The organism is Leclercia sp. TB492 (genome assembly GCF_049974505.2).
Lineage (GTDB): Bacteria > Pseudomonadota > Gammaproteobacteria > Enterobacterales > Enterobacteriaceae > Enterobacter > Enterobacter adecarboxylatus_C.
In genome coordinates, this window is sequence record NZ_CM127572.1 from 4297215 (window position 1) to 4315128 (window position 17914).

Sequence of the window (17914 nt, forward strand, 5' to 3'; positions counted from 1 at the left end):
ATCATTAGCCTGAGAGTAATAATCAAGGTAAATATTTGTGATCGGGATCAGTTCATGTTTCGGAAAACCAGGCTAAACGGGGTACAATTCGGAAGGTATCGTAAATAACAGACAATAATTAGCATCACCTTTATGGCCCAAATCATTCCATCAGACTTCAACATTGCACCCGACGAGAGCGCAGAATTTGTCCCCATGCGGGGCGTGGCTAATCGCCATCTGCAGACCATGCTGCCGCGCCTCATCCGTCGTAAAGTGCTTTTCACCCCCGTCTGGCAGCGCCTTGACCTGCCGGATGATGACTTCGTTGATTTAGCATGGAGTGAAGATCCGCTTCAGGCCCGGCACAAACCCCGGCTGGTGGTCTTTCATGGCCTCGAGGGCAGCCTGCACAGCCCCTATGCCCACGGCCTGATTCAGGCAGCGAAAGCGCGCGGCTGGCTGGGGGTAGTGATGCACTTCAGGGGATGCAGCGGCGAACCCAATCGCCAGAAACGCATCTATCACTCCGGCGAAACAGAAGATGGCACCTGGTTCCTGCGCTGGTTGGCAGAGACCCACGGCCCGGCCCCCACGGCGGCGGTGGGCTATTCGCTGGGCGGAAACATGCTCGCCTGCCTGCTGGCAAAAGAGGGCGACAATATTCCTCTGGACGCCGCCGCCATCGTCTCTGCTCCGTTCATGCTGGAACACTGCAGCTATCATATGGATAAGGGCTTTTCGCGCGTTTATCAGCGTTATCTGCTTAACTTGCTCAAAGCTAATGCGGCACGCAAACTGAAGGCATACCCGGATACGCTGCCGGTCAGTCTGCGACAGCTGAAAAAAGTGCGTCGCCTGCGCGAATTTGACGATCTGATCACCGCCAAAATTCACGGTTTTGCCGATGCTATTGACTACTATCGCCAGTGCAGCGCCATGCCGTTGCTCAGCAACATCACGAAACCTGTGCTGATTATTCATGCTAAAGACGATCCCTTTATGGATCATCACTCGATACCCGCGCAGGAATTTTTGCCCGCTAACGTGCAATATCAGCTGACCGAACACGGCGGACACGTGGGTTTTGTCGGCGGCACGCTGCGTCGCCCGACGATGTGGCTGGAAACGCGTATCCCGGACTGGCTGACCACATACCTGGAACCGATAAGATGATTATTCCCTGGCAAGATCTGGCTCCCGAAACGCTGGATAATCTGATTGAAAGCTTTGTGTTACGCGAAGGCACCGATTATGGTGAACAGGAGCTTTCGCTTGAGCAGAAGGTCGCCGACGTCAGGCGCCAGCTGCAAAGCGGTGAGGTGCTGGTCGTATGGTCCGAGCTGCACGAAACCGTCAACATCATGCCTCGCAATCAATTTCGCGGTTAACCGCGACATCTTTCCATTCAGGGAGTTGCTATGTCCGCCAGACATCCGGTTATTGCCGTTACAGGGTCGAGTGGTGCGGGTACCACCACCACCAGCCTCGCCTTTCGTAAGATCTTCTCGCAGCTGCATCTGCGCGCCGCGGAAGTGGAAGGCGACAGTTTTCACCGCTTTACCCGCCCTGAAATGGATATGGCGATCCGCAAGGCCCGCGATCTCGGCAAACACATCAGCTACTTTGGCCCGGATGCCAACGACTTTGGCCTGCTGGAGCAAACCTTCGCTGAATACGGGCGAAGCGGCACCGGTCAGGCGCGCAAATACCTGCACACCTATGACGAAGCGGTCCCCTGGAACCAGGTGCCGGGCACGTTCACACCCTGGCAGCCGCTGCCGGAACCCACCGACGTGCTGTTTTATGAAGGCCTGCATGGCGGGGTGGTCACGCCGCAACACGACGTGGCGCGCCATGTCGATCTGCTGGTGGGCGTGGTGCCGATTGTTAACCTGGAGTGGATCCAGAAGCTGACGCGGGATACCAGCGAGCGCGGCCATTCCCGCGAAGCGGTGATGGACTCCGTGGTGCGCTCAATGGAAGATTACATTAACTTCCTGACGCCACAGTTTTCCCGCACCCACATTAACTTCCAGCGCGTTCCGACCGTAGACACCTCGAACCCCTTTGCCGCCAAGGCTATCCCGTCCCTGGACGAGAGCTTCGTGGTGATCCATTTCCGCAATCTGGACAATATCGATTACCCCTGGCTGCTGGCGATGCTACAGGGTTCGTTTATTTCGCATATCAATACGCTGGTGGTTCCGGGCGGGAAGATGGGGCTGGCGATGGAGTTAATCATGATGCCGCTGGTGCAGCGGTTGATGGAAGGCAAAAAAATCGATTGAAGCCTTGTTGCCCGGTGGCGCTACGCTTACCGGGCCTACGGGCTCTGTAGGCCGGGCAAACGAAGTGCCGCCCGGCGTTTTAGCAAGGCTTACGCCTCGATCACTTCATACGAGTGGGTAATATTTACCGCTTTCTCCAGCATCAGCGCCACGGAGCAATACTTCTCCGCAGAAAGATCGACCGCGCGGGATACCGCCGCGTCTTTCAGCGCTTTGCCGGTGACCACGAAGTGAAGGTTGATATGGGTGAACAGGCGCGGCGCCTCTTCACGACGCTCTGAGGTCAGTTTCACTTCACAGTCGGTCACATCGTGACGCCCTTTTTGCAGGATCGACACCACGTCGATCGCGCTGCATCCTCCTGCCGCCATCAGGACCACTTCCATCGGGCTTGGCGCTTTATCGCCGGAGTTACCGTCCATCAAAATCTGGTGCCCGGAAGCCGACTCACCGAGGAACGTTAGCCCTTCAACCCATTTCACACGTGCTTGCATTTTTATTAACTCCAGGATTGCATTTTTCCTGACAGATTACGCGCCAGTAACAATTCTGACAACGGAAGTCGACCTGCATCAAGCTGAAGCGAGACACCAGGAGACACGCGGCAAAAGCTATGCTAAAACAGTCGAGATGCTACAGTAATACATTGACGTTACACATGTATGCAGAGGACATCACACATTACAGGCTGCTAATTATTGTGCCAGCCAGACCCCAGGCAGGGGGAAGAATTCGATTGCAACCCCAGAGTACAGGTACATAGCCAGACTCTGGAGACAGCTTATAACAGAGGATAACAGCGCATGGTGCTTGGCAAACCGCAAACAGACCCGACTCTCGAATGGTTCTTGTCTCATTGCCATATTCATAAGTACCCATCGAAGAGCACGCTGATTCACCAGGGTGAAAAAGCGGAAACGTTGTACTACATCGTCAAAGGCTCAGTGGCAGTGCTGATCAAAGATGAAGAAGGCAAAGAGATGATCCTCTCTTACCTGAATCAGGGAGACTTTATCGGCGAACTGGGCCTGTTTGAAGAAGGTCAGGAGCGTAGCGCCTGGGTTCGTGCAAAAACGGCCTGTGAAGTGGCTGAGATCTCTTATAAGAAATTCCGCCAGCTGATCCAGGTGAATCCGGATATCCTGATGCGCCTCTCTTCGCAGATGGCTCGCCGTCTGCAGGTCACGTCCGAGAAAGTGGGTAACCTCGCCTTCCTCGACGTAACAGGCCGCATCGCCCAGACTCTGCTGAACCTGGCGAAACAGCCAGACGCCATGACCCACCCGGACGGTATGCAAATTAAAATTACCCGTCAGGAAATTGGTCAGATCGTCGGATGTTCTCGCGAGACAGTGGGTCGTATCCTGAAAATGCTGGAAGATCAAAACCTCATTTCTGCCCACGGTAAAACCATCGTGGTTTACGGAACGCGTTAATTCCGCTAAAACGGCGTGGCATCGCACGATGACACGCCGTTTTTGTCTCTATCCCCATGTGGCGCAGGCTCATTTATCACCCGGAAGTTAACTACGCACTGCGGCAAACCCTGGTGTTGTGTCTCCCCGTGGCTGTGGGTTTGATCCTCGGTCATCTGCAACAAGGTCTGCTTTTTTCCCTCGTTCCTGCCTGCTGCAATATTGCTGGCCTGGACACACCCCATAAACGCTTTTTTAAACGTCTGACGATTGGCGGCTGCCTGTTTGCGGGCTGTAGCCTGGCCGTACAGCTATTGCTGGCGCGGGATATTCCGCTGCCCCTCATTCTGACCGCGCTGGCGATGACGCTGGGGGTCACGGCGGAGATCAGCGCCCTGCATGCCCGACTGCTGCCCGCCTCGCTGATCGCGGCGATCTTTACTCTCAGCCTGGCGGGAAACATGCCGGTCTGGGAGCCGCTGCTGCTCTATATCCTGGGCACCCTCTGGTACGGACTGTTTAACTGGTTCTGGTTCTGGATGTGGCGCGAACAGCCGCTGCGTGAGTCGTTGAGCATGCTCTATCGGCAGCTGGCGGAATATTGCGAAGCCAAATATACCCTGCTGACGCAGCACACCGACCCTGAAAAATCGTTGCCGCCGCTGCTGGCCCGCCAGCAGAAGGTGGTGGATCTGATCAGCCTCTGTTACCAACAGCTGCATATGCTGGCGGCCAACAGGAATCATGAATACAAACGCCTGCTGCGCACCTTCCTGGTGGGGCTGGATCTACAGGAGCACATCTCCGTCAGTCTGCATCACCCGAAGGAGGTGCAGAAGCTGGTGGAGCGCAGTCACGCTGAAGCGGTGATCCGCTGGAACGCGCAGACCGTTGCGGCACGCCTGCGGGTGCTGGCAGACGACATTCTCTATCATCGCTACCCCACCCGTTTCACCATGGACAAGCAGCTCGGCGCGCTGGAGAAAATCGCCCATCAGCACCCGGACAACCCGGTAGGTCAGTTCTGCGCCTGGCACTTCAGCCGTATTGCCCGCGTGCTGCGCACGCAGCGTCCGCTCTACCCGCGCGACCTGATGGCCGACAAACAGAAACGCCTGCCGCTGATCCCGGCCCTGAGAAGCTATCTGTCCCTGAAGTCTGCCGCCTTGCGTAACGCGGCGCGCATCAGCGTGATGCTGAGTATCGCCAGCCTGATGGGCGTGGCGCTGCACCTGCCGAAACCCTACTGGATCTTAATGACAGTGCTGCTGGTGACGCAAAACGGCTATAGCGCGACGCGGGTGCGTATTCTCCACCGGGCGGCCGGCACGCTGGCGGGGCTGATTATTGCCGGCGTGACCCTGCACTTCCACGTCCCGGAAGGCTACACCCTTGCCGGGATGTTGATGGTGACGCTGGTAAGCTACCTGATCATTCGCAAGAGCTACGGCTGGGCGACGGTGGGCTTTACGGTCACGGCGGTGTACACCCTGCAGCTGCTGACCCTGAACGGCGAGCAGTTTATTGTCGCCCGGCTGGCCGATACCCTGATTGGCTGCCTGATCGCCTTCGGGGGGATGGTCTGGCTATGGCCGCAGTGGCAGAGCGGGCTTCTGCGGCAGAATGCCCACGACGCGCTGGAAGCGGATCAGGAGGCTATCCGCCTGATCCTCAGCGACGATCCGCAGCCGACGCCGCTGGCGTGGCAACGCATGAAGGTCAATCAGGCGCACAACGCGCTGTTCAACTCTCTGAACCAGGCGATGCAGGAGCCGGGCTTCAATTCGGCGTATCTGGCGGACATGAAGCTGTGGGTGACGCACAGCCAGTTTATCGTCGAGCATATCAACGCGATGACGACCCTGGCGCGGGAGCATACGATGCTGACGCCAGACCTGGCGCAGCGATATCTGCAGTCGTGTGAAATTGCGCTTCAGCGCTGCCAGCAGCGTCTGGAGTATGACGCGCCGGGCGAAAGCGGGGACAGCAATATTCTGGAAGCGCCAGAGACCCTGACGCAAGGCCCCATGAGTACGCTGGAGCAGCATCTGCAGCGCACCATTGGGCATCTGAACACCATGCACACCATTTCGTCGGTGGCATGGCGTCAACGCCCGCATCATGGGATCTGGTTGATTCGACGGCTGAAGCGGACGCCGTACTAAATGCCGGGTGGCGCTGCGCTTACCCGGCCTACAAAACCGTAGGCCCGTGCAAGCGTAGCGCCGCCGGGCAACACAGCTACTTCTGAACCACCCGCTTCACCGCGGCGGCAAAGCGGTTCATCCCTTCATCAATATCCTCGCTCTCCACCAGCAGCGACGGCGCAAAGCGCATCACGTCCGGCCCGGCGTTGAGGACCATTGCCCCTTCACCGGCGGCAGCGTAGAGGAAATCGCGCGCCCGGCCTTTGTACTGCGGCTTCAACTCGGCGCCAATCAACAGCCCCATGCCGCGGATATCGCTGAAGACATCGTATTGGGCATCGATCTGCTGGAGGTGCTTCACAAACTGCTCGCGCTTCGTGTTGACGCCGCTCAGCACCTCCGGGGTGTTGATGATATCGAACGCTGCCCCAGCCACGGCACACGCCAGCGGGTTACCGCCGTAGGTGGAGCCGTGAGAACCCACGTGGAACGCCGAAGCGATATCCTGGGTGGTCAGCACCGCACTGACCGGGAAACCGCCGCCGAGCGCTTTGGCGCTGGTGAGGATATCTGGCGTCACGCCGTAGTGCATGTAAGCAAACAGATCCCCGGTACGGCCCATGCCGCTCTGCACCTCATCAAACACCAGCAGGGCCTGGTGCTGGTCGCACAACTCGCGCAGCCCCTGCAGGAATTCCGGGGTCGCCGCCATTACGCCGCCCTCGCCCTGAATCGGCTCCACCACCACCGCGCAGGTGTGATCGTCCATCACCGCTTTCACCGCATGCAGATCGTTAAACGGGACGTGAATAATGTCGGCCGGTTTCGGGCCAAAGCCATCAGAATATTTTGGCTGTCCGCCCACGGTCACGGTAAACAGCGACCGGCCATGGAAGGCGTTGTGGAAGGCGATGATTTTGGTTTTGAACGGGCTGTGGCGGGTGGAAGCGTAGTAGCGCGCCAGCTTAAAGGCCGTTTCGTTGGCTTCGGTGCCGGAATTCATAAACAGCACGCGCTCGGCAAAGGTAGCGTCGATAATTTTACGCCCCAGACGCAGCGCCGGTTCGTTGGTAAAGACATTGCTGGTGTGCCACAGGGTTTCGCCCTGCGTTTTGAGCGCCTCGACCAGCGCCGGGTGACAGTGGCCTAACGCCGTCACCGCAATGCCACCCGCAAAATCAATGTACTCTTTACCCTGCTGATCCCAGACGCGGCTGCCTTTCCCCTTCACCGGGATAAACTCAGCCGGTGCATAAATTGGCAGGATAACTTCATCGAATGTTGCGCGCGTAATTGCAGATTGTTCAGTTGCCATGTAACCCCACCCTTTTTTAAGCAAGAAGCAGAAGTGAAAATATAATCACGAAATATGCTTAAAAAATCACTTTATGGCAACTAAAAATCAACGATGCAGAAAATTAGCCAGCAGCTGGTGGCCCTGTTCGCTAAGAATACTTTCCGGATGGAACTGCACCCCTTCCAGATCCCATTCCCGGTGGCGGATACCCATAATCTCCCGGGTCTCGCTCCAGGCGGTAACTTCAAAGCAGTCGGGTAAGGTGGGCGGGTCAATAACCAGGGAGTGATAGCGGGTCACGGTAAGAGGATTATTGAGGCCAGAGAAGACCCCCGTACCGGTGTGGGTGACGGGAGAGGTTTTGCCGTGCATCACTTTAGCGGCACGAACAATGGTCGCGCCAAAAACCTGACCGATGGCCTGATGCCCTAGGCAGACGCCGAGGATCGGCAATTTACCGGCATAGTGCTCGATCGCCGCCAGCGAGATACCGGACTCATCCGGCGTGCAGGGGCCGGGAGAGATAACGATTTTCTGCGGGTTCAGCGCAGCGACATCTTCCAGAGAGAGCACGTCGTTGCGCCGGACCACCACCTCCGCCCCCAGCTCGCAAAAATACTGGTACAGGTTCCAGGTGAAGGAATCGTAGTTATCAATCAGCAGAATCATGGCGGCTCCCGAAAAAATGGCCGCCCTATTCTACTCAGTTTCCCGGGCTTCGCTTACCACTTTGCTGAAGATTGTGTTCAGCGCGCTCAGATCGCCCATCGCACCGCTCTGGTTGGCCTGCGCCCACTCTTCCGGGTCGATACCGCGCCAGTCGAGCTGGAAACCGGCATGGATCGCCAGCTGTTCAAAGAAGATGCGCTGAACAATCCCGTTTCCGATGCGGAAAGGATGCAGAACGTTGATTTCGCAGTAGTAGTGGCTGAGGCGGTTAATAAAATCCGCTTTCTCAAGCCCGACGAGATACCCCTCCTCCTCCAGATCCTGCATCAGGGCATTGCCCTCTTTTTCGATATAGGCAAAGTGGCAGAACCGGGTGTCGCCCTGGTAAATATCCATTTCACGAATATCTCCCGCCCAGTCAAAAATATCCTGGTAGAGATGGTGGTGGATGGCGCACAGGTGCGGCAGACCGCGCAACAGCGGCCCCAGGCTCAGGGTTGCCGCACGTAGCGCGGTGAATTCATACGCCGCTTGCGCCAGACGCTCAGCCTGACGAATGCCCAACCGGTTACGCATCACATTCAGTTCCGGATAGAGATAAGGATCGCGATCGTTGCCGTATTTATCGCTCATGCTGCCTCCCTAACGCTTCAAGACGGATCTGCGCCTCATCTGCGCTGAGGGTAACTAACGGGCTGTCGACCCCCTCAAGGCGGCGACTGGCCTGAAAATTCGCGTTTCGCTGTTGTTCCCAGAGACGGGATTTTTGCTTTTCAGTGAGCTTTTTCACCTGTTACCTCCCTGATTGTGCTCGTGTTGCCACAAGTATAAGCAGCAAACTGCGGTTTCGCAGGAAGGTAAAGGCAACGCGGGCAATGCCTGCCCGCGCCAGCAGGGATTAAGGCAGGACTTTCGCAGAGAGGATAACTATCGGTTTTGTCGGCACATTCTGGTAAGGGCCGACGTCGTGCGTCTGTACCTGAGAAATTTTGTCGGCCACGTCCATGCCTTTCACAACTTTACCAAAGACCGCATAACCAAAATCACGCTGGCCGTGGTCGAGGAAGGCGTTATCCGCCACGTTGAGGAAGAACTGGCTGGTGGCGCTGTCTTTATCGGCGGTACGCGCCATTGAGATGGTGCCGCGGCTGTTGCGCAGGCCGTTATCCGCTTCATTCTTGATTGGCGGGTTCGGCTGTTTCTGCTGCATCTGTTCGTTGAAGCCGCCGCCCTGGAGCATAAAGCCCGGGATCACGCGGTGGAAGGTGGTGCCGTTATAAAAACCGCTGTTCACATAATCGAGGAAGTTTTTCACAGAAACAGGGGCTTTCTGACTGTTCAGTTCCAGCTCAATGTTACCGGCAGAGGTGGTCAACAGAACGTGCGGGTCTCCTTTGGCTGCCAGCGCAGCAGGAGAGAGGGCTGAGAGAGCAAGTACAGCCGCGACAGCCGCCAGGGTTGATTTGAGCATGAGAATTCCTTAACAAAGCGCAGTAAAGAAAGCGAATGGCTTGATTCTAAAGAGCAGTATGAATCCAGGCCAGCCATTTACCTAATTTTACGCATTTGAAACAGATGTAACCGTCGGGCAAACTGGCACCAGGGTCATTAACGTGATCTAAATCACACTGAAAACTGCAATTTTCGTTTAATTAATCATAAAAGATTTAATTAGATCACATTCGCGCTTAAAATCTGGCCGCTCGCAGCGCCGTCAACGCGCTTTACATTTCTATTCACAGGCCAGTCATGACTAACAGCAATCGTATCAAGCTCACATGGATCAGCTTCTTCTCCTACGCCCTTACCGGTGCGTTGGTGATCGTCACCGGGATGGTGATGGGAAATATCGCAGACTATTTCAACCTGCCCGTTTCCAGCATGAGTAACACCTTCACCTTCCTGAACGCCGGGATCCTGATCTCCATCTTCCTGAACGCCTGGCTGATGGAAATCGTCCCCCTGAAGACACAGCTGCGTTTCGGCTTTGTGCTGATGGTGCTTGCCGTCGCCGGCCTGATGCTCAGCCACAGCATCGCCCTGTTCTCCGCCGCCATGTTTGTGCTCGGGCTGGTGAGCGGGATCACCATGTCCATCGGGACATTTCTCATTACCCACATGTATGAAGGCCGCCAGCGCGGCGCGCGTCTGCTGTTTACCGACTCCTTCTTCAGCATGGCAGGGATGATCTTCCCGATGGTAGCCGCAGCGCTGCTGGCACGCAGCATTGAGTGGTACTGGGTTTATGCCTGCATTGGCCTGGTCTACGTGGCGATTTTTGTCCTGACCTTCGGCTGTGATTTCCCGGTTCTCGGTAAAAAAGCCCAGACCACCAGCGAGCCGGTGGTGAAAGAGAAGTGGGGTGTCGGCGTGCTGTTCCTCGCCGTTGCCGCCCTGTGCTACATCCTCGGCCAGCTGGGCTTTATCTCCTGGGTGCCGGAGTATGCCAAAGGGCTGGGAATGAGCCTGAACGATGCTGGTCAGCTGGTGAGTGATTTCTGGATGTCGTACATGTTCGGCATGTGGGCATTCAGCTTTATCCTGCGCTTCTTCGATCTGCAGCGGATCCTCACCGTGCTGGCGGGTGCCGCCACCGTGCTGATGTACCTGTTTATCAACGGTTCGCCGGAACATATGCCGTGGTTTATCCTGACGCTTGGCTTCTTCTCCAGCGCCATTTACACCTCGATCATTACCCTGGGCTCCCTGCAGACCAAAGTAGCCTCGCCAAAACTGGTTAACTTCGTGCTCACCTGCGGCACCATCGGCACCATGCTGACCTTCGTGGTCACTGGCCCGATTGTGGCGCACAGCGGCCCGCTGGCAGCGTTACACACCGCTAACGGCCTCTATGCCGTGGTGTTCGTGATGTGCCTGGTGCTGGGCTTTGTGACCCGCCACCGCCAGCACAACACAGCGGCAGCGTCTCACTGATCCCTTACGCCCCTTTGCTTTCTGCAGAGGGGCAGTTTCTGGTAAAGCACACCTCTTCTCCCCCACGATCCGTCTGTATCCACGTCTGTGCCAGCTGCGTGGTGGCTATCACCCGCCCCTGACGAATCGACCAGCGTACCGGCACCTGACAACGCACCGCATCAAAACCCGTCTCCGCAGGCAGGATCACCAGATTCGCCGGGTTCCCCGGTTCAATACCGTAATCGGTCAGGCCAAAGGTACGCGCGCTGTTGTGGGTGATCAGGTCAAGACCGCGGTCGATCTGCTGATAGCCCATCATCTGGCAGACGTGCAGCCCCATATGCAGGACCTGCAGCATATTGCCGGTGCCCAGCGGATACCAGGGGTCAAACACGTCATCATGACCGAAGCAGACGTTAATCCCCGCCTCCAGCAGCTCCTTCACGCGGGTGATACCCCGCCGTTTCGGATAGTCGTCAAAGCGCCCCTGCAGATGGATATTCACCAGCGGATTGGCCACAAAGTTAATCCCGGAGAGCTTCAGCAGACGAAACAGCCGTGAAGTATAAGCCCCGTTGTAAGAGTGCATCGCGGTGGTATGGCTGGCGGTGACGCGCGAACCAATCCCGGCCTCGTACGCCAGCGTTGCTACCGTTTCGACAAATCGCGACTGCTCGTCGTCGATTTCATCGCAGTGAATATCCAGCGGCCGGTCGTACTTCTTCGCCAGTTCAAAGGCGAGATGCAACGACTGCACGCCGTACTCGCGGGTGAACTCAAAGTGCGGAATGGCGCCTACCACGTCGGCCCCCAGCTTTAACGCTTCCTCAAGCAGGGCGGCGCCGTTGGGGTAAGAGAGGATCCCCTCCTGCGGGAAGGCGACAATTTGCAGCTCGATCCACGGGGCCACCTCCTGCTTCACCTCCAGCATCGCCTTCAGGGCGGTGAGGGTCGGGTCGGAGACGTCCACATGGGTACGCACAAACTGGATGCCGTTGGCGATCTGCCATCTCAGGGTCTTCCACGCCCGGGTTTTGACATCCTCATGGCTGAGCAGCGCCTTGCGCTCTGCCCAGCGCTCGATGCCCTCAAACAGCGTGCCGGACTGGTTCCAGTTCGGCTCACCCGCGGTCTGGGTGGTATCAAGATGAATATGCGGCTCGATAAACGGCGGCAGGGCCAGCCCACCGCGCGCGTTTAACACTTCATAGCTCTCGCTCTGTCCCTCGCCCGTCGGGGTGATTTTGCCAAAACGACCGTTCTCAATAGCCAGTTGCCATAACCCGTCCCGACCCGGTAATCGGACGTTCTGGATAAGCCAAAGCGGTGCTGTAGACATCATATTCTCCCGAAAAAGAGGGCTGAAATTTAGAGGTAACGAAAATTAAAGATTAGGCCCCTAATTTGTACACAAAATCGGCTATCACGAAAAGCCTGCTAATTCCGCTACTTAGAAAAAACCTGACAAATCAGCCATCTACTCACTAAGGAGTAGTTGAAGGCGTATTTGATTTGCATCAATAAGTGGCTTTGCTGAATCGTTAAGGTAGGCAGTAATAGAAAAGAAATCGAGGCAAAAATGAGCAAAGTCAGACTCGCGATTATCGGTAACGGCATGGTCGGTCACCGCTTTATTGAGGATCTTCTTGATAAAGCCGATGCCGCCCAGTTCGACATTACCGTGTTCTGTGAAGAACCCCGTAAGGCGTACGACCGCGTGCACCTCTCCTCCTATTTCTCTCACCACACCGCCGAAGAGCTCTCTCTGGTACGCGAAGGTTTTTACGAGAAACATGGCGTGAAGGTACTGGTGGGCGAACGCGCTATTACCATCAACCGTCAGGAAAAAGTGATTCATTCCAGTGCGGGACGCACGGTTTTTTACGACAAACTGATCATGGCGACTGGCTCTTACCCGTGGATCCCACCGATCAAAGGGTCAGAAACTCAGGATTGCTTCGTCTATCGCACCATTGAAGATCTCAACGCTATTGAATCCTGCGCCCGCCGCAGCAAACGCGGCGCGGTAGTCGGCGGCGGCCTGCTCGGCCTCGAAGCCGCTGGCGCGCTGAAAAACTTAGGCGTTGAAACCCACGTCATCGAATTTGCCCCGATGCTGATGGCAGAGCAGCTCGACCACATGGGTGGCGATCAGCTCAAACGCAAAATTGAGAGCATGGGTGTGAAAGTTCACACCAGCAAAAATACCAAAGAGATCGTGCAGGAAGGCACCGAGGCGCGTAAAACCATGCGCTTTGCTGACGGCAGCGAGCTGGAAGTCGACTTCATCGTCTTCTCCACCGGTATTCGCCCGCGCGACAAGCTGGCTACGCAGTGCGGCCTGGCGGTTGCCCAGCGCGGCGGCATTATGATCAACGCCACCTGCCAGACCTCCGATCCGGATATCTACGCCATTGGCGAGTGCGCCAGCTGGGAAAATCACGTCTACGGTCTGGTTGCCCCTGGCTACAAAATGGCGCAGGTCGCCGTTGACCATATCCTCGGCAATGAAAACGCCTTCGAAGGCGCAGACATGAGCGCCAAGCTGAAACTGCTGGGCGTTGACGTGGGCGGTATCGGCGATGCGCACGGCCGCACGCCAAACTCCCGCAGCTACGTCTACCTCGATGAAAGCAAAGAAGTTTATAAACGTCTTATCGTCAGCCCGGATAACAAAACCCTGCTCGGTGCGGTGCTGGTGGGTGATACCAGCGATTTTGGCAACCTGCTGCAGCTGGTGCTGAACGCCATCGAACTGCCGGAAAACCCGGACGCGCTGATCCTGCCTGCCCACGCTGGCAGCGGTAAGCCTTCGATTGGTGTCGATAAACTGCCGGACAGCGCGCAGATTTGCTCCTGCTTCGATGTCACCAAAGGCATGCTGATTTCCGCCATCAACAAAGGTTGCCACACCGTGGCGGCGCTGAAGGCCGAAACCAAAGCCGGTACCGGCTGCGGCGGCTGTATCCCGCTGGTCACTCAGGTGCTCAACGCCGAGCTGGCGAAACAGGGTATCGAAGTAAACAACAACCTGTGCGAGCACTTCGCTTACTCTCGCCAGGAGCTGTACCACCTGATCCGCGTTGAAGGCATCAAATCCTTCGACGAGCTGCTGCAGAAACATGGCCAGGGTTATGGGTGTGAAGTCTGTAAACCGACCGTCGGTTCTCTGCTGGCTTCCTGCTGGAATGAGTATGTGCTCAAGCCGCAGCACACCCCGCTGCAGGACACCAATGACAACTTCCTGGCGAACATCCAGAAAGACGGTACCTACTCCGTCATCCCACGCTCTGCCGGCGGTGAAATTACCCCGGAAGGCCTGGTGGCAGTGGGCCGCATCGCCCGCGAGTTTAATCTGTACACCAAAATTACCGGTTCCCAGCGTATCGGCCTGTTCGGTGCGCAGAAAGACGACCTGCCGGAAATCTGGCGTCAGCTGATTGAAGCAGGTTTCGAAACCGGCCATGCCTATGCCAAAGCGCTGCGTATGGCGAAAACCTGCGTGGGCAGCACCTGGTGCCGCTACGGCGTGGGCGACAGCGTCGGCTTCGGCGTCGAGCTGGAAAACCGCTACAAAGGCATCCGTACCCCGCACAAAATGAAGTTCGGCGTCTCCGGCTGTACCCGTGAATGTGCCGAAGCGCAGGGTAAAGACGTGGGTATCATCGCCACTGAGAAAGGCTGGAACCTGTACGTCTGCGGTAACGGCGGGATGAAACCGCGTCATGCGGATCTGCTGGCGGCGGATATCGATCGTGAAACGCTGATCAAGTATCTCGACCGCTTCATGATGTTCTACATCCGTACCGCGGATAAACTGACCCGTACCGCACCGTGGCTGGATAACCTGGAAGGCGGCATCGACTACCTGAAATCCGTCATTATCGACGACAAACTTGGCCTGAACGCGACGCTGGAAGAAGAGATGGCGCGCCTGCGTGACGCCGTGATTTGTGAATGGACTGAAACCGTCAACACCCCGGCGGCGCAGGTTCGCTTCAAACACTTTATCAACAGCACCCAGCGCGACCCGAGCGTGCAGGTGGTGCCAGAGCGCGAGCAGCATCGCCCGGCGACACCTTATGAACGCATTCCGGTCATGCTGGTGGAGGAAAACGTATGAGTCAGTGGGTCAACATCTGCAAAATCGACGAGATCCTGCCTGCCACCGGCGTGTGCGCGCTGTTAGGTCATGAGCAGGTTGCCATTTTCCGTCCACGCCACGACGAACAGGTCTTTGCCATCAGCAATATCGACCCGTTCTTCGAGGCCAGCGTGCTCTCCCGCGGGATCATCGCTGAACACCAGGGCGAGCTATGGGTTGCCAGCCCGCTGAAAAAGCAGCGTTTCCGCCTGAGCGACGGTCACTGCATGGAAGATGAGAGCCACTCCGTGAAGCACTATGACGTCCGCGTCAAAGACGGCAAGGTACAGCTGAGAGGCTGATTAATACGGGGATGCAACGCCCCCGTTATTTGTTTTTGATTTTGTAGGCCCGGCAAGCGCAGCGCCGCCGGGCAATTGCCGGATGGCGAAGCAAGCTTCTTATCCGGCCTACGATTTACTTTTTAGCTTTTCTTTTTCATTACTCAGGATAATCAAATGTTTACAGACACTATTAATAAGTGTGCGGCTAACGCTGCGCGAATTGCACGCCTCAGTAAAAACAGTCCTCTCGGATTCTGGGTCAGCTCCGCCATGGCGGGTGCCTATGTCGGACTGGGAATTATTTTAATTTTCACCCTCGGCAATCTGCTCGATCCCTCCGTGCGTCCGCTGGTGATGGGTGCCACCTTTGGTATCGCCCTGACTCTGGTGATCATCGCCGGTTCTGAACTGTTCACCGGTCATACCATGTTCCTGACCCTGGGCGTAAAAGCGGGCACTATCACTCAGGGCCAGATGTGGGCGATCCTGCCGCAAACCTGGCTCGGCAACCTGGTCGGCTCCGTGTTTGTCGCCCTGCTCTACAGCTGGGGCGGCGGTAGCCTCCTGCCGGTCGATACCAGCCTCGTGCACACCGTCGCGCTGGCAAAAACCTCCGCACCGGCGATGGTGCTGTTCTTCAAAGGCGCGCTCTGTAACTGGCTGGTGTGTCTTGCTATCTGGATGGCAATCCGTACTGAAGGCGCCGCGAAATTCATCGCCATCTGGTGGTGTCTGCTGGCCTTTATCGCTTCCGGCTACGAACACTCTGTTGCCAACATGACGCTGTTTGCCCTCTCCTGGTTCGGTCACCACAGCGAAGCCTATACCCTGTCTGGTATCGGCCATAACCTGTTGTGGGTAACGCTTGGCAATACTCTTTCTGGGGTTGTATTTATGGGTTGGGGTTACTGGTATGCTACCCCTAAAGCGGAGCGTCCGACTCCGGCTACCATCGCAACCGTTCAGGCGAAAGCCAACCAGTAAGAAGAGGTAATGTCGTGGATCACCTGCCAATATTCTGTCAATTACGCAATCGCGACTGCCTGCTCGTGGGGGGTGGCGATGTGGCTGAACGCAAAGCCCGCCTGCTGCTGGAGGCAGGTGCCCGGCTCACCGTCAACGCCCTTGCCTTCGCCCCACAATTTACCGTGTGGGCGCAGGAAGGGATGCTCACCCTCGTCGAGGGTGAGTTCAACGAATCACTGCTTGATACCTGCTGGCTGACCATTGCCGCCACCGACGACGATGCGGTTAACCAGCGCGTCAGCGACGCCTGTGAAGCGCGGCGGATCTTCTGCAACGTGGTGGATGCGCCGAAAGAAGCGAGCTTTATCATGCCGTCGATTATCGACCGCTCGCCGCTGATGGTCGCTGTCTCCTCCGGCGGGACGTCGCCAGTGCTGGCGCGCCTGCTGCGCGAAAAGCTGGAAGCGATCCTGCCGCAGCATCTCGGCCAGGTGGCCCACTATGCCGGGCAATTGCGCTCGCGCGTGAAAAAGCAGTTCGCCACCGTGGGTGAACGCCGCCGCTTCTGGGAAAAATTCTTTGTGAACGACCGGCTGGCGCAGTCGCTGGCGAACCAGGATCGGAAAGCCGTGGATGAAACCACAGAGCAGCTGATCAATGCCCCGCTCGATCACCGGGGCGAAGTGGTGCTGGTGGGCGCGGGTCCAGGGGATGCCGGCCTGCTGACCCTGAAAGGGCTACAGCAGATCCAGCAGGCGGATATCGTGGTTTATGACCGTCTGGTCTCCGACGACATCATGAACCTGGTGCGTCGCGATGCGGATCGGGTGTTTGTTGGCAAACGTGCCGGATATCACTGCGTACCTCAGGAAGAGATTAACCAGATCCTGCTGCGTGAAGCGCAGAAGGGTAAACGCGTGGTGCGTCTGAAAGGCGGGGATCCCTTTATCTTCGGACGCGGCGGCGAGGAGCTGGAAACCCTCTGTGAAGCGGGTATTCCGTTCTCGGTGGTACCGGGTATTACCGCCGCCTCAGGCTGCTCTGCCTATTCGGGCATTCCACTAACTCACCGTGACTACGCCCAAAGCGTGCGTCTGGTTACCGGCCACCTGAAAACCGGCAGCGAGCTGGACTGGCATAACCTGGCCGCAGAGAAACAGACCCTGGTGTTCTATATGGGCCTGAACCAGGCGGCGACCATTCAGGCTAAGCTACTCGAACATGGTATGGATGCAGCAATGCCGGTGGCGCTGGTGGAGAACGGCACGTCGATCAAACAGCGTGTGGTCAGTGGCGTGTTGACCCAGCTGGGCGACCTGGCGCAGCAGGTTGAAAGCCCGGCGCTGATTGTCGTAGGCCGTGTGGTGGCGCTGCGCGACAAGCTCAACTGGTTTTCAAACCATTAAGTCAGACTGAACATATTCCCCGCGAAATGAGTAGTCCTGTTATGGACTACTCCTCGCTTACCGCTGTCGATAACATACCTTCCGCGAAAGCACATTTTCTATATATTCCCTCATGTTACAGACAAGGAAGCGTTATGTTCAAACTGGCAAAGATTGCCCTGGTTGCAGGCATCTTAACTACCCTGACGGCGTGCACCGGCCACGTGCAAAACACCAAAAATAACTGCAGCTACGACTACCTGCTGCACCCGGCGATCTCCATCTCCAAGATCATCGGCGGCTGCGGCCCGGCGGCAAATCAGTAGCTCTTTTTCAGGCATAAAAAAACCGGGGGATTCCCCGGTTTTTTTATTAGTGCGGCTGTCTCGCCGGGTGGCGCTTACGCTTACCCGGCCTATAA

The 17914-nt window shown here is 56.9% G+C and carries 18 protein-coding genes; 11 read left to right on the forward strand and 7 right to left on the reverse strand.

From position 1 onward, the window contains the following. Window positions 1–132 precede the first annotated feature (132 nt). Genes ACP4QI_RS20450 through ACP4QI_RS20460 form a run of 3 tightly spaced genes read left to right on the forward strand, consistent with a single transcriptional unit; the run spans window position 133 to window position 2270 of the window. The gene (locus ACP4QI_RS20450; protein ID WP_156264772.1) at window positions 133–1155 is read left to right on the forward strand and encodes a hydrolase; all 1023 of its coding nucleotides are present in this window, start codon (window positions 133–135) and stop codon (window positions 1153–1155) included. Continuing rightward, window positions 1152–1370, forward strand: coding sequence for a YheU family protein (locus ACP4QI_RS20455; protein ID WP_106995183.1), 219 nt, complete (start codon window positions 1152–1154; stop codon window positions 1368–1370). Before ACP4QI_RS20450 ends, ACP4QI_RS20455 begins: the two co-directional genes overlap by 4 nt. A gap of 30 nt (window positions 1371–1400) precedes the next feature. Then, the gene (locus ACP4QI_RS20460; protein WP_142487353.1) at window positions 1401–2270 is read left to right on the forward strand and encodes a phosphoribulokinase; all 870 of its coding nucleotides are present in this window, start codon (window positions 1401–1403) and stop codon (window positions 2268–2270) included. An 89-nt stretch (window positions 2271–2359) separates the two neighbouring features. Here the strand turns inward: ACP4QI_RS20460 and ACP4QI_RS20465 are convergent, their stop codons facing one another. Further along, window positions 2360–2764 carry an OsmC family protein gene (locus ACP4QI_RS20465; RefSeq protein ID WP_142487354.1) on the reverse strand — a complete coding sequence of 135 codons (405 nt, stop codon included), beginning with the start codon at window positions 2762–2764 and terminating at the stop codon, window positions 2360–2362. A gap of 309 nt (window positions 2765–3073) precedes the next feature. On the opposite strand from ACP4QI_RS20465, the gene crp reads away from it, so the two are divergent. Further along, on the forward strand, window positions 3074–3706 hold the full coding sequence (gene crp, locus ACP4QI_RS20470) for a cAMP-activated global transcriptional regulator CRP (protein ID WP_000242758.1): 633 nt from the start codon (window positions 3074–3076) through the stop codon (window positions 3704–3706). A 56-nt stretch (window positions 3707–3762) separates the two neighbouring features. Then, window positions 3763–5850, forward strand: a complete 2088-nt coding sequence (locus tag ACP4QI_RS20475; protein ID WP_426495857.1) for a YccS/YhfK family putative transporter — start codon at window positions 3763–3765, stop codon at window positions 5848–5850. A 76-nt stretch (window positions 5851–5926) separates the two neighbouring features. On the opposite strand, the gene argD is transcribed toward ACP4QI_RS20475, so the two are convergent. The 5 genes from argD to ppiA all read right to left on the reverse strand — a co-directional run bounded on the left by argD (window position 5927) and on the right by ppiA (window position 9269). Beyond that, the gene (gene argD, locus ACP4QI_RS20480; protein ID WP_426495858.1) at window positions 5927–7147 is read right to left on the reverse strand and encodes a bifunctional acetylornithine/succinyldiaminopimelate transaminase; all 1221 of its coding nucleotides are present in this window, start codon (window positions 7145–7147) and stop codon (window positions 5927–5929) included. A gap of 87 nt (window positions 7148–7234) precedes the next feature. Further along, window positions 7235–7798 (reverse strand): aminodeoxychorismate synthase component 2, encoded by a 564-nt coding sequence (gene pabA / locus ACP4QI_RS20485; RefSeq protein ID WP_156264774.1) that lies wholly within the window; start codon window positions 7796–7798, stop codon window positions 7235–7237. A gap of 30 nt (window positions 7799–7828) precedes the next feature. Next, the gene (locus ACP4QI_RS20490) at window positions 7829–8431 is read right to left on the reverse strand and encodes a putative adenosine monophosphate-protein transferase Fic (RefSeq protein WP_285129069.1); all 603 of its coding nucleotides are present in this window, start codon (window positions 8429–8431) and stop codon (window positions 7829–7831) included. Continuing rightward, window positions 8421–8588: a YhfG family protein gene (locus ACP4QI_RS20495; protein ID WP_142487359.1), complete on the reverse strand. Its 168-nt coding sequence runs from the start codon at window positions 8586–8588 to the stop codon at window positions 8421–8423. Before ACP4QI_RS20495 ends, ACP4QI_RS20490 begins: the two co-directional genes overlap by 11 nt. 108 nt (window positions 8589–8696) lie before the next feature. Next, a complete protein-coding gene (ppiA, locus tag ACP4QI_RS20500) occupies window positions 8697–9269 on the reverse strand; it encodes a peptidylprolyl isomerase A (protein ID WP_142487360.1) in 573 nt (190 codons plus the stop codon). Between the two features lie 278 nt (window positions 9270–9547). Between ppiA and tsgA the strand changes: the two genes are divergently transcribed. After that, the gene (tsgA, locus tag ACP4QI_RS20505) at window positions 9548–10732 is read left to right on the forward strand and encodes an MFS transporter TsgA (RefSeq protein ID WP_142487361.1); all 1185 of its coding nucleotides are present in this window, start codon (window positions 9548–9550) and stop codon (window positions 10730–10732) included. 4 nt (window positions 10733–10736) lie between these two features. On the opposite strand, the gene ACP4QI_RS20510 is transcribed toward tsgA, so the two are convergent. Beyond that, window positions 10737–12053 (reverse strand): cytosine deaminase, encoded by a 1317-nt coding sequence (locus ACP4QI_RS20510; RefSeq protein ID WP_285129068.1) that lies wholly within the window; start codon window positions 12051–12053, stop codon window positions 10737–10739. A gap of 240 nt (window positions 12054–12293) precedes the next feature. On the opposite strand from ACP4QI_RS20510, the gene nirB reads away from it, so the two are divergent. From nirB to ACP4QI_RS20535, 5 genes are all read left to right on the forward strand, one after another. Beyond that, window positions 12294–14837: a nitrite reductase large subunit NirB gene (gene nirB / locus ACP4QI_RS20515; RefSeq protein WP_156264776.1), complete on the forward strand. Its 2544-nt coding sequence runs from the start codon at window positions 12294–12296 to the stop codon at window positions 14835–14837. Beyond that, window positions 14834–15160 (forward strand): nitrite reductase small subunit NirD, encoded by a 327-nt coding sequence (gene nirD, locus ACP4QI_RS20520; RefSeq protein WP_039031530.1) that lies wholly within the window; start codon window positions 14834–14836, stop codon window positions 15158–15160. The genes nirB and nirD overlap by 4 nt, the downstream gene beginning before the upstream one ends. 156 nt (window positions 15161–15316) lie before the next feature. Further along, window positions 15317–16126, forward strand: a complete 810-nt coding sequence (gene nirC / locus ACP4QI_RS20525) for a nitrite transporter NirC (RefSeq protein WP_285112700.1) — start codon at window positions 15317–15319, stop codon at window positions 16124–16126. Window positions 16127–16140: 14 nt separating this feature from the next. Continuing rightward, window positions 16141–17514 (forward strand): siroheme synthase CysG, encoded by a 1374-nt coding sequence (gene cysG, locus ACP4QI_RS20530; protein ID WP_142487365.1) that lies wholly within the window; start codon window positions 16141–16143, stop codon window positions 17512–17514. A gap of 134 nt (window positions 17515–17648) precedes the next feature. Then, window positions 17649–17819, forward strand: a complete 171-nt coding sequence (locus tag ACP4QI_RS20535) for a YhfL family protein (RefSeq protein ID WP_032614785.1) — start codon at window positions 17649–17651, stop codon at window positions 17817–17819. Window positions 17820–17914: the final 95 nt, after the last annotated feature.

Excerpts from the sequence above, each read along its gene's own strand:
- ACP4QI_RS20450 (WP_156264772.1), top strand. The coding sequence starts at position 133 with ATGGCCCAAATCATTCCATCAGACTTCAACATTGCACCCGACGAGAGC.
- ACP4QI_RS20455 (WP_106995183.1), top strand. The coding sequence starts at position 1,152 with ATGATTATTCCCTGGCAAGATCTGGCTCCCGAAACGCTGGATAATCTG.
- ACP4QI_RS20460 (WP_142487353.1), top strand. The coding sequence starts at position 1,401 with ATGTCCGCCAGACATCCGGTTATTGCCGTTACAGGGTCGAGTGGTGCG.
- ACP4QI_RS20465 (WP_142487354.1), bottom strand. The coding sequence starts at position 2,764 with ATGCAAGCACGTGTGAAATGGGTTGAAGGGCTAACGTTCCTCGGTGAG.
- crp (WP_000242758.1), top strand. The coding sequence starts at position 3,074 with ATGGTGCTTGGCAAACCGCAAACAGACCCGACTCTCGAATGGTTCTTG.
- ACP4QI_RS20475 (WP_426495857.1), top strand. The coding sequence starts at position 3,763 with ATGTGGCGCAGGCTCATTTATCACCCGGAAGTTAACTACGCACTGCGG.
- argD (WP_426495858.1), bottom strand. The coding sequence starts at position 7,147 with ATGGCAACTGAACAATCTGCAATTACGCGCGCAACATTCGATGAAGTT.
- pabA (WP_156264774.1), bottom strand. The coding sequence starts at position 7,798 with ATGATTCTGCTGATTGATAACTACGATTCCTTCACCTGGAACCTGTAC.
- ACP4QI_RS20490 (WP_285129069.1), bottom strand. The coding sequence starts at position 8,431 with ATGAGCGATAAATACGGCAACGATCGCGATCCTTATCTCTATCCGGAA.
- ppiA (WP_142487360.1), bottom strand. The coding sequence starts at position 9,269 with ATGCTCAAATCAACCCTGGCGGCTGTCGCGGCTGTACTTGCTCTCTCA.
- tsgA (WP_142487361.1), top strand. The coding sequence starts at position 9,548 with ATGACTAACAGCAATCGTATCAAGCTCACATGGATCAGCTTCTTCTCC.
- ACP4QI_RS20510 (WP_285129068.1), bottom strand. The coding sequence starts at position 12,053 with ATGTCTACAGCACCGCTTTGGCTTATCCAGAACGTCCGATTACCGGGT.
- nirB (WP_156264776.1), top strand. The coding sequence starts at position 12,294 with ATGAGCAAAGTCAGACTCGCGATTATCGGTAACGGCATGGTCGGTCAC.
- nirD (WP_039031530.1), top strand. The coding sequence starts at position 14,834 with ATGAGTCAGTGGGTCAACATCTGCAAAATCGACGAGATCCTGCCTGCC.
- nirC (WP_285112700.1), top strand. The coding sequence starts at position 15,317 with ATGTTTACAGACACTATTAATAAGTGTGCGGCTAACGCTGCGCGAATT.
- ACP4QI_RS20535 (WP_032614785.1), top strand. The coding sequence starts at position 17,649 with ATGTTCAAACTGGCAAAGATTGCCCTGGTTGCAGGCATCTTAACTACC.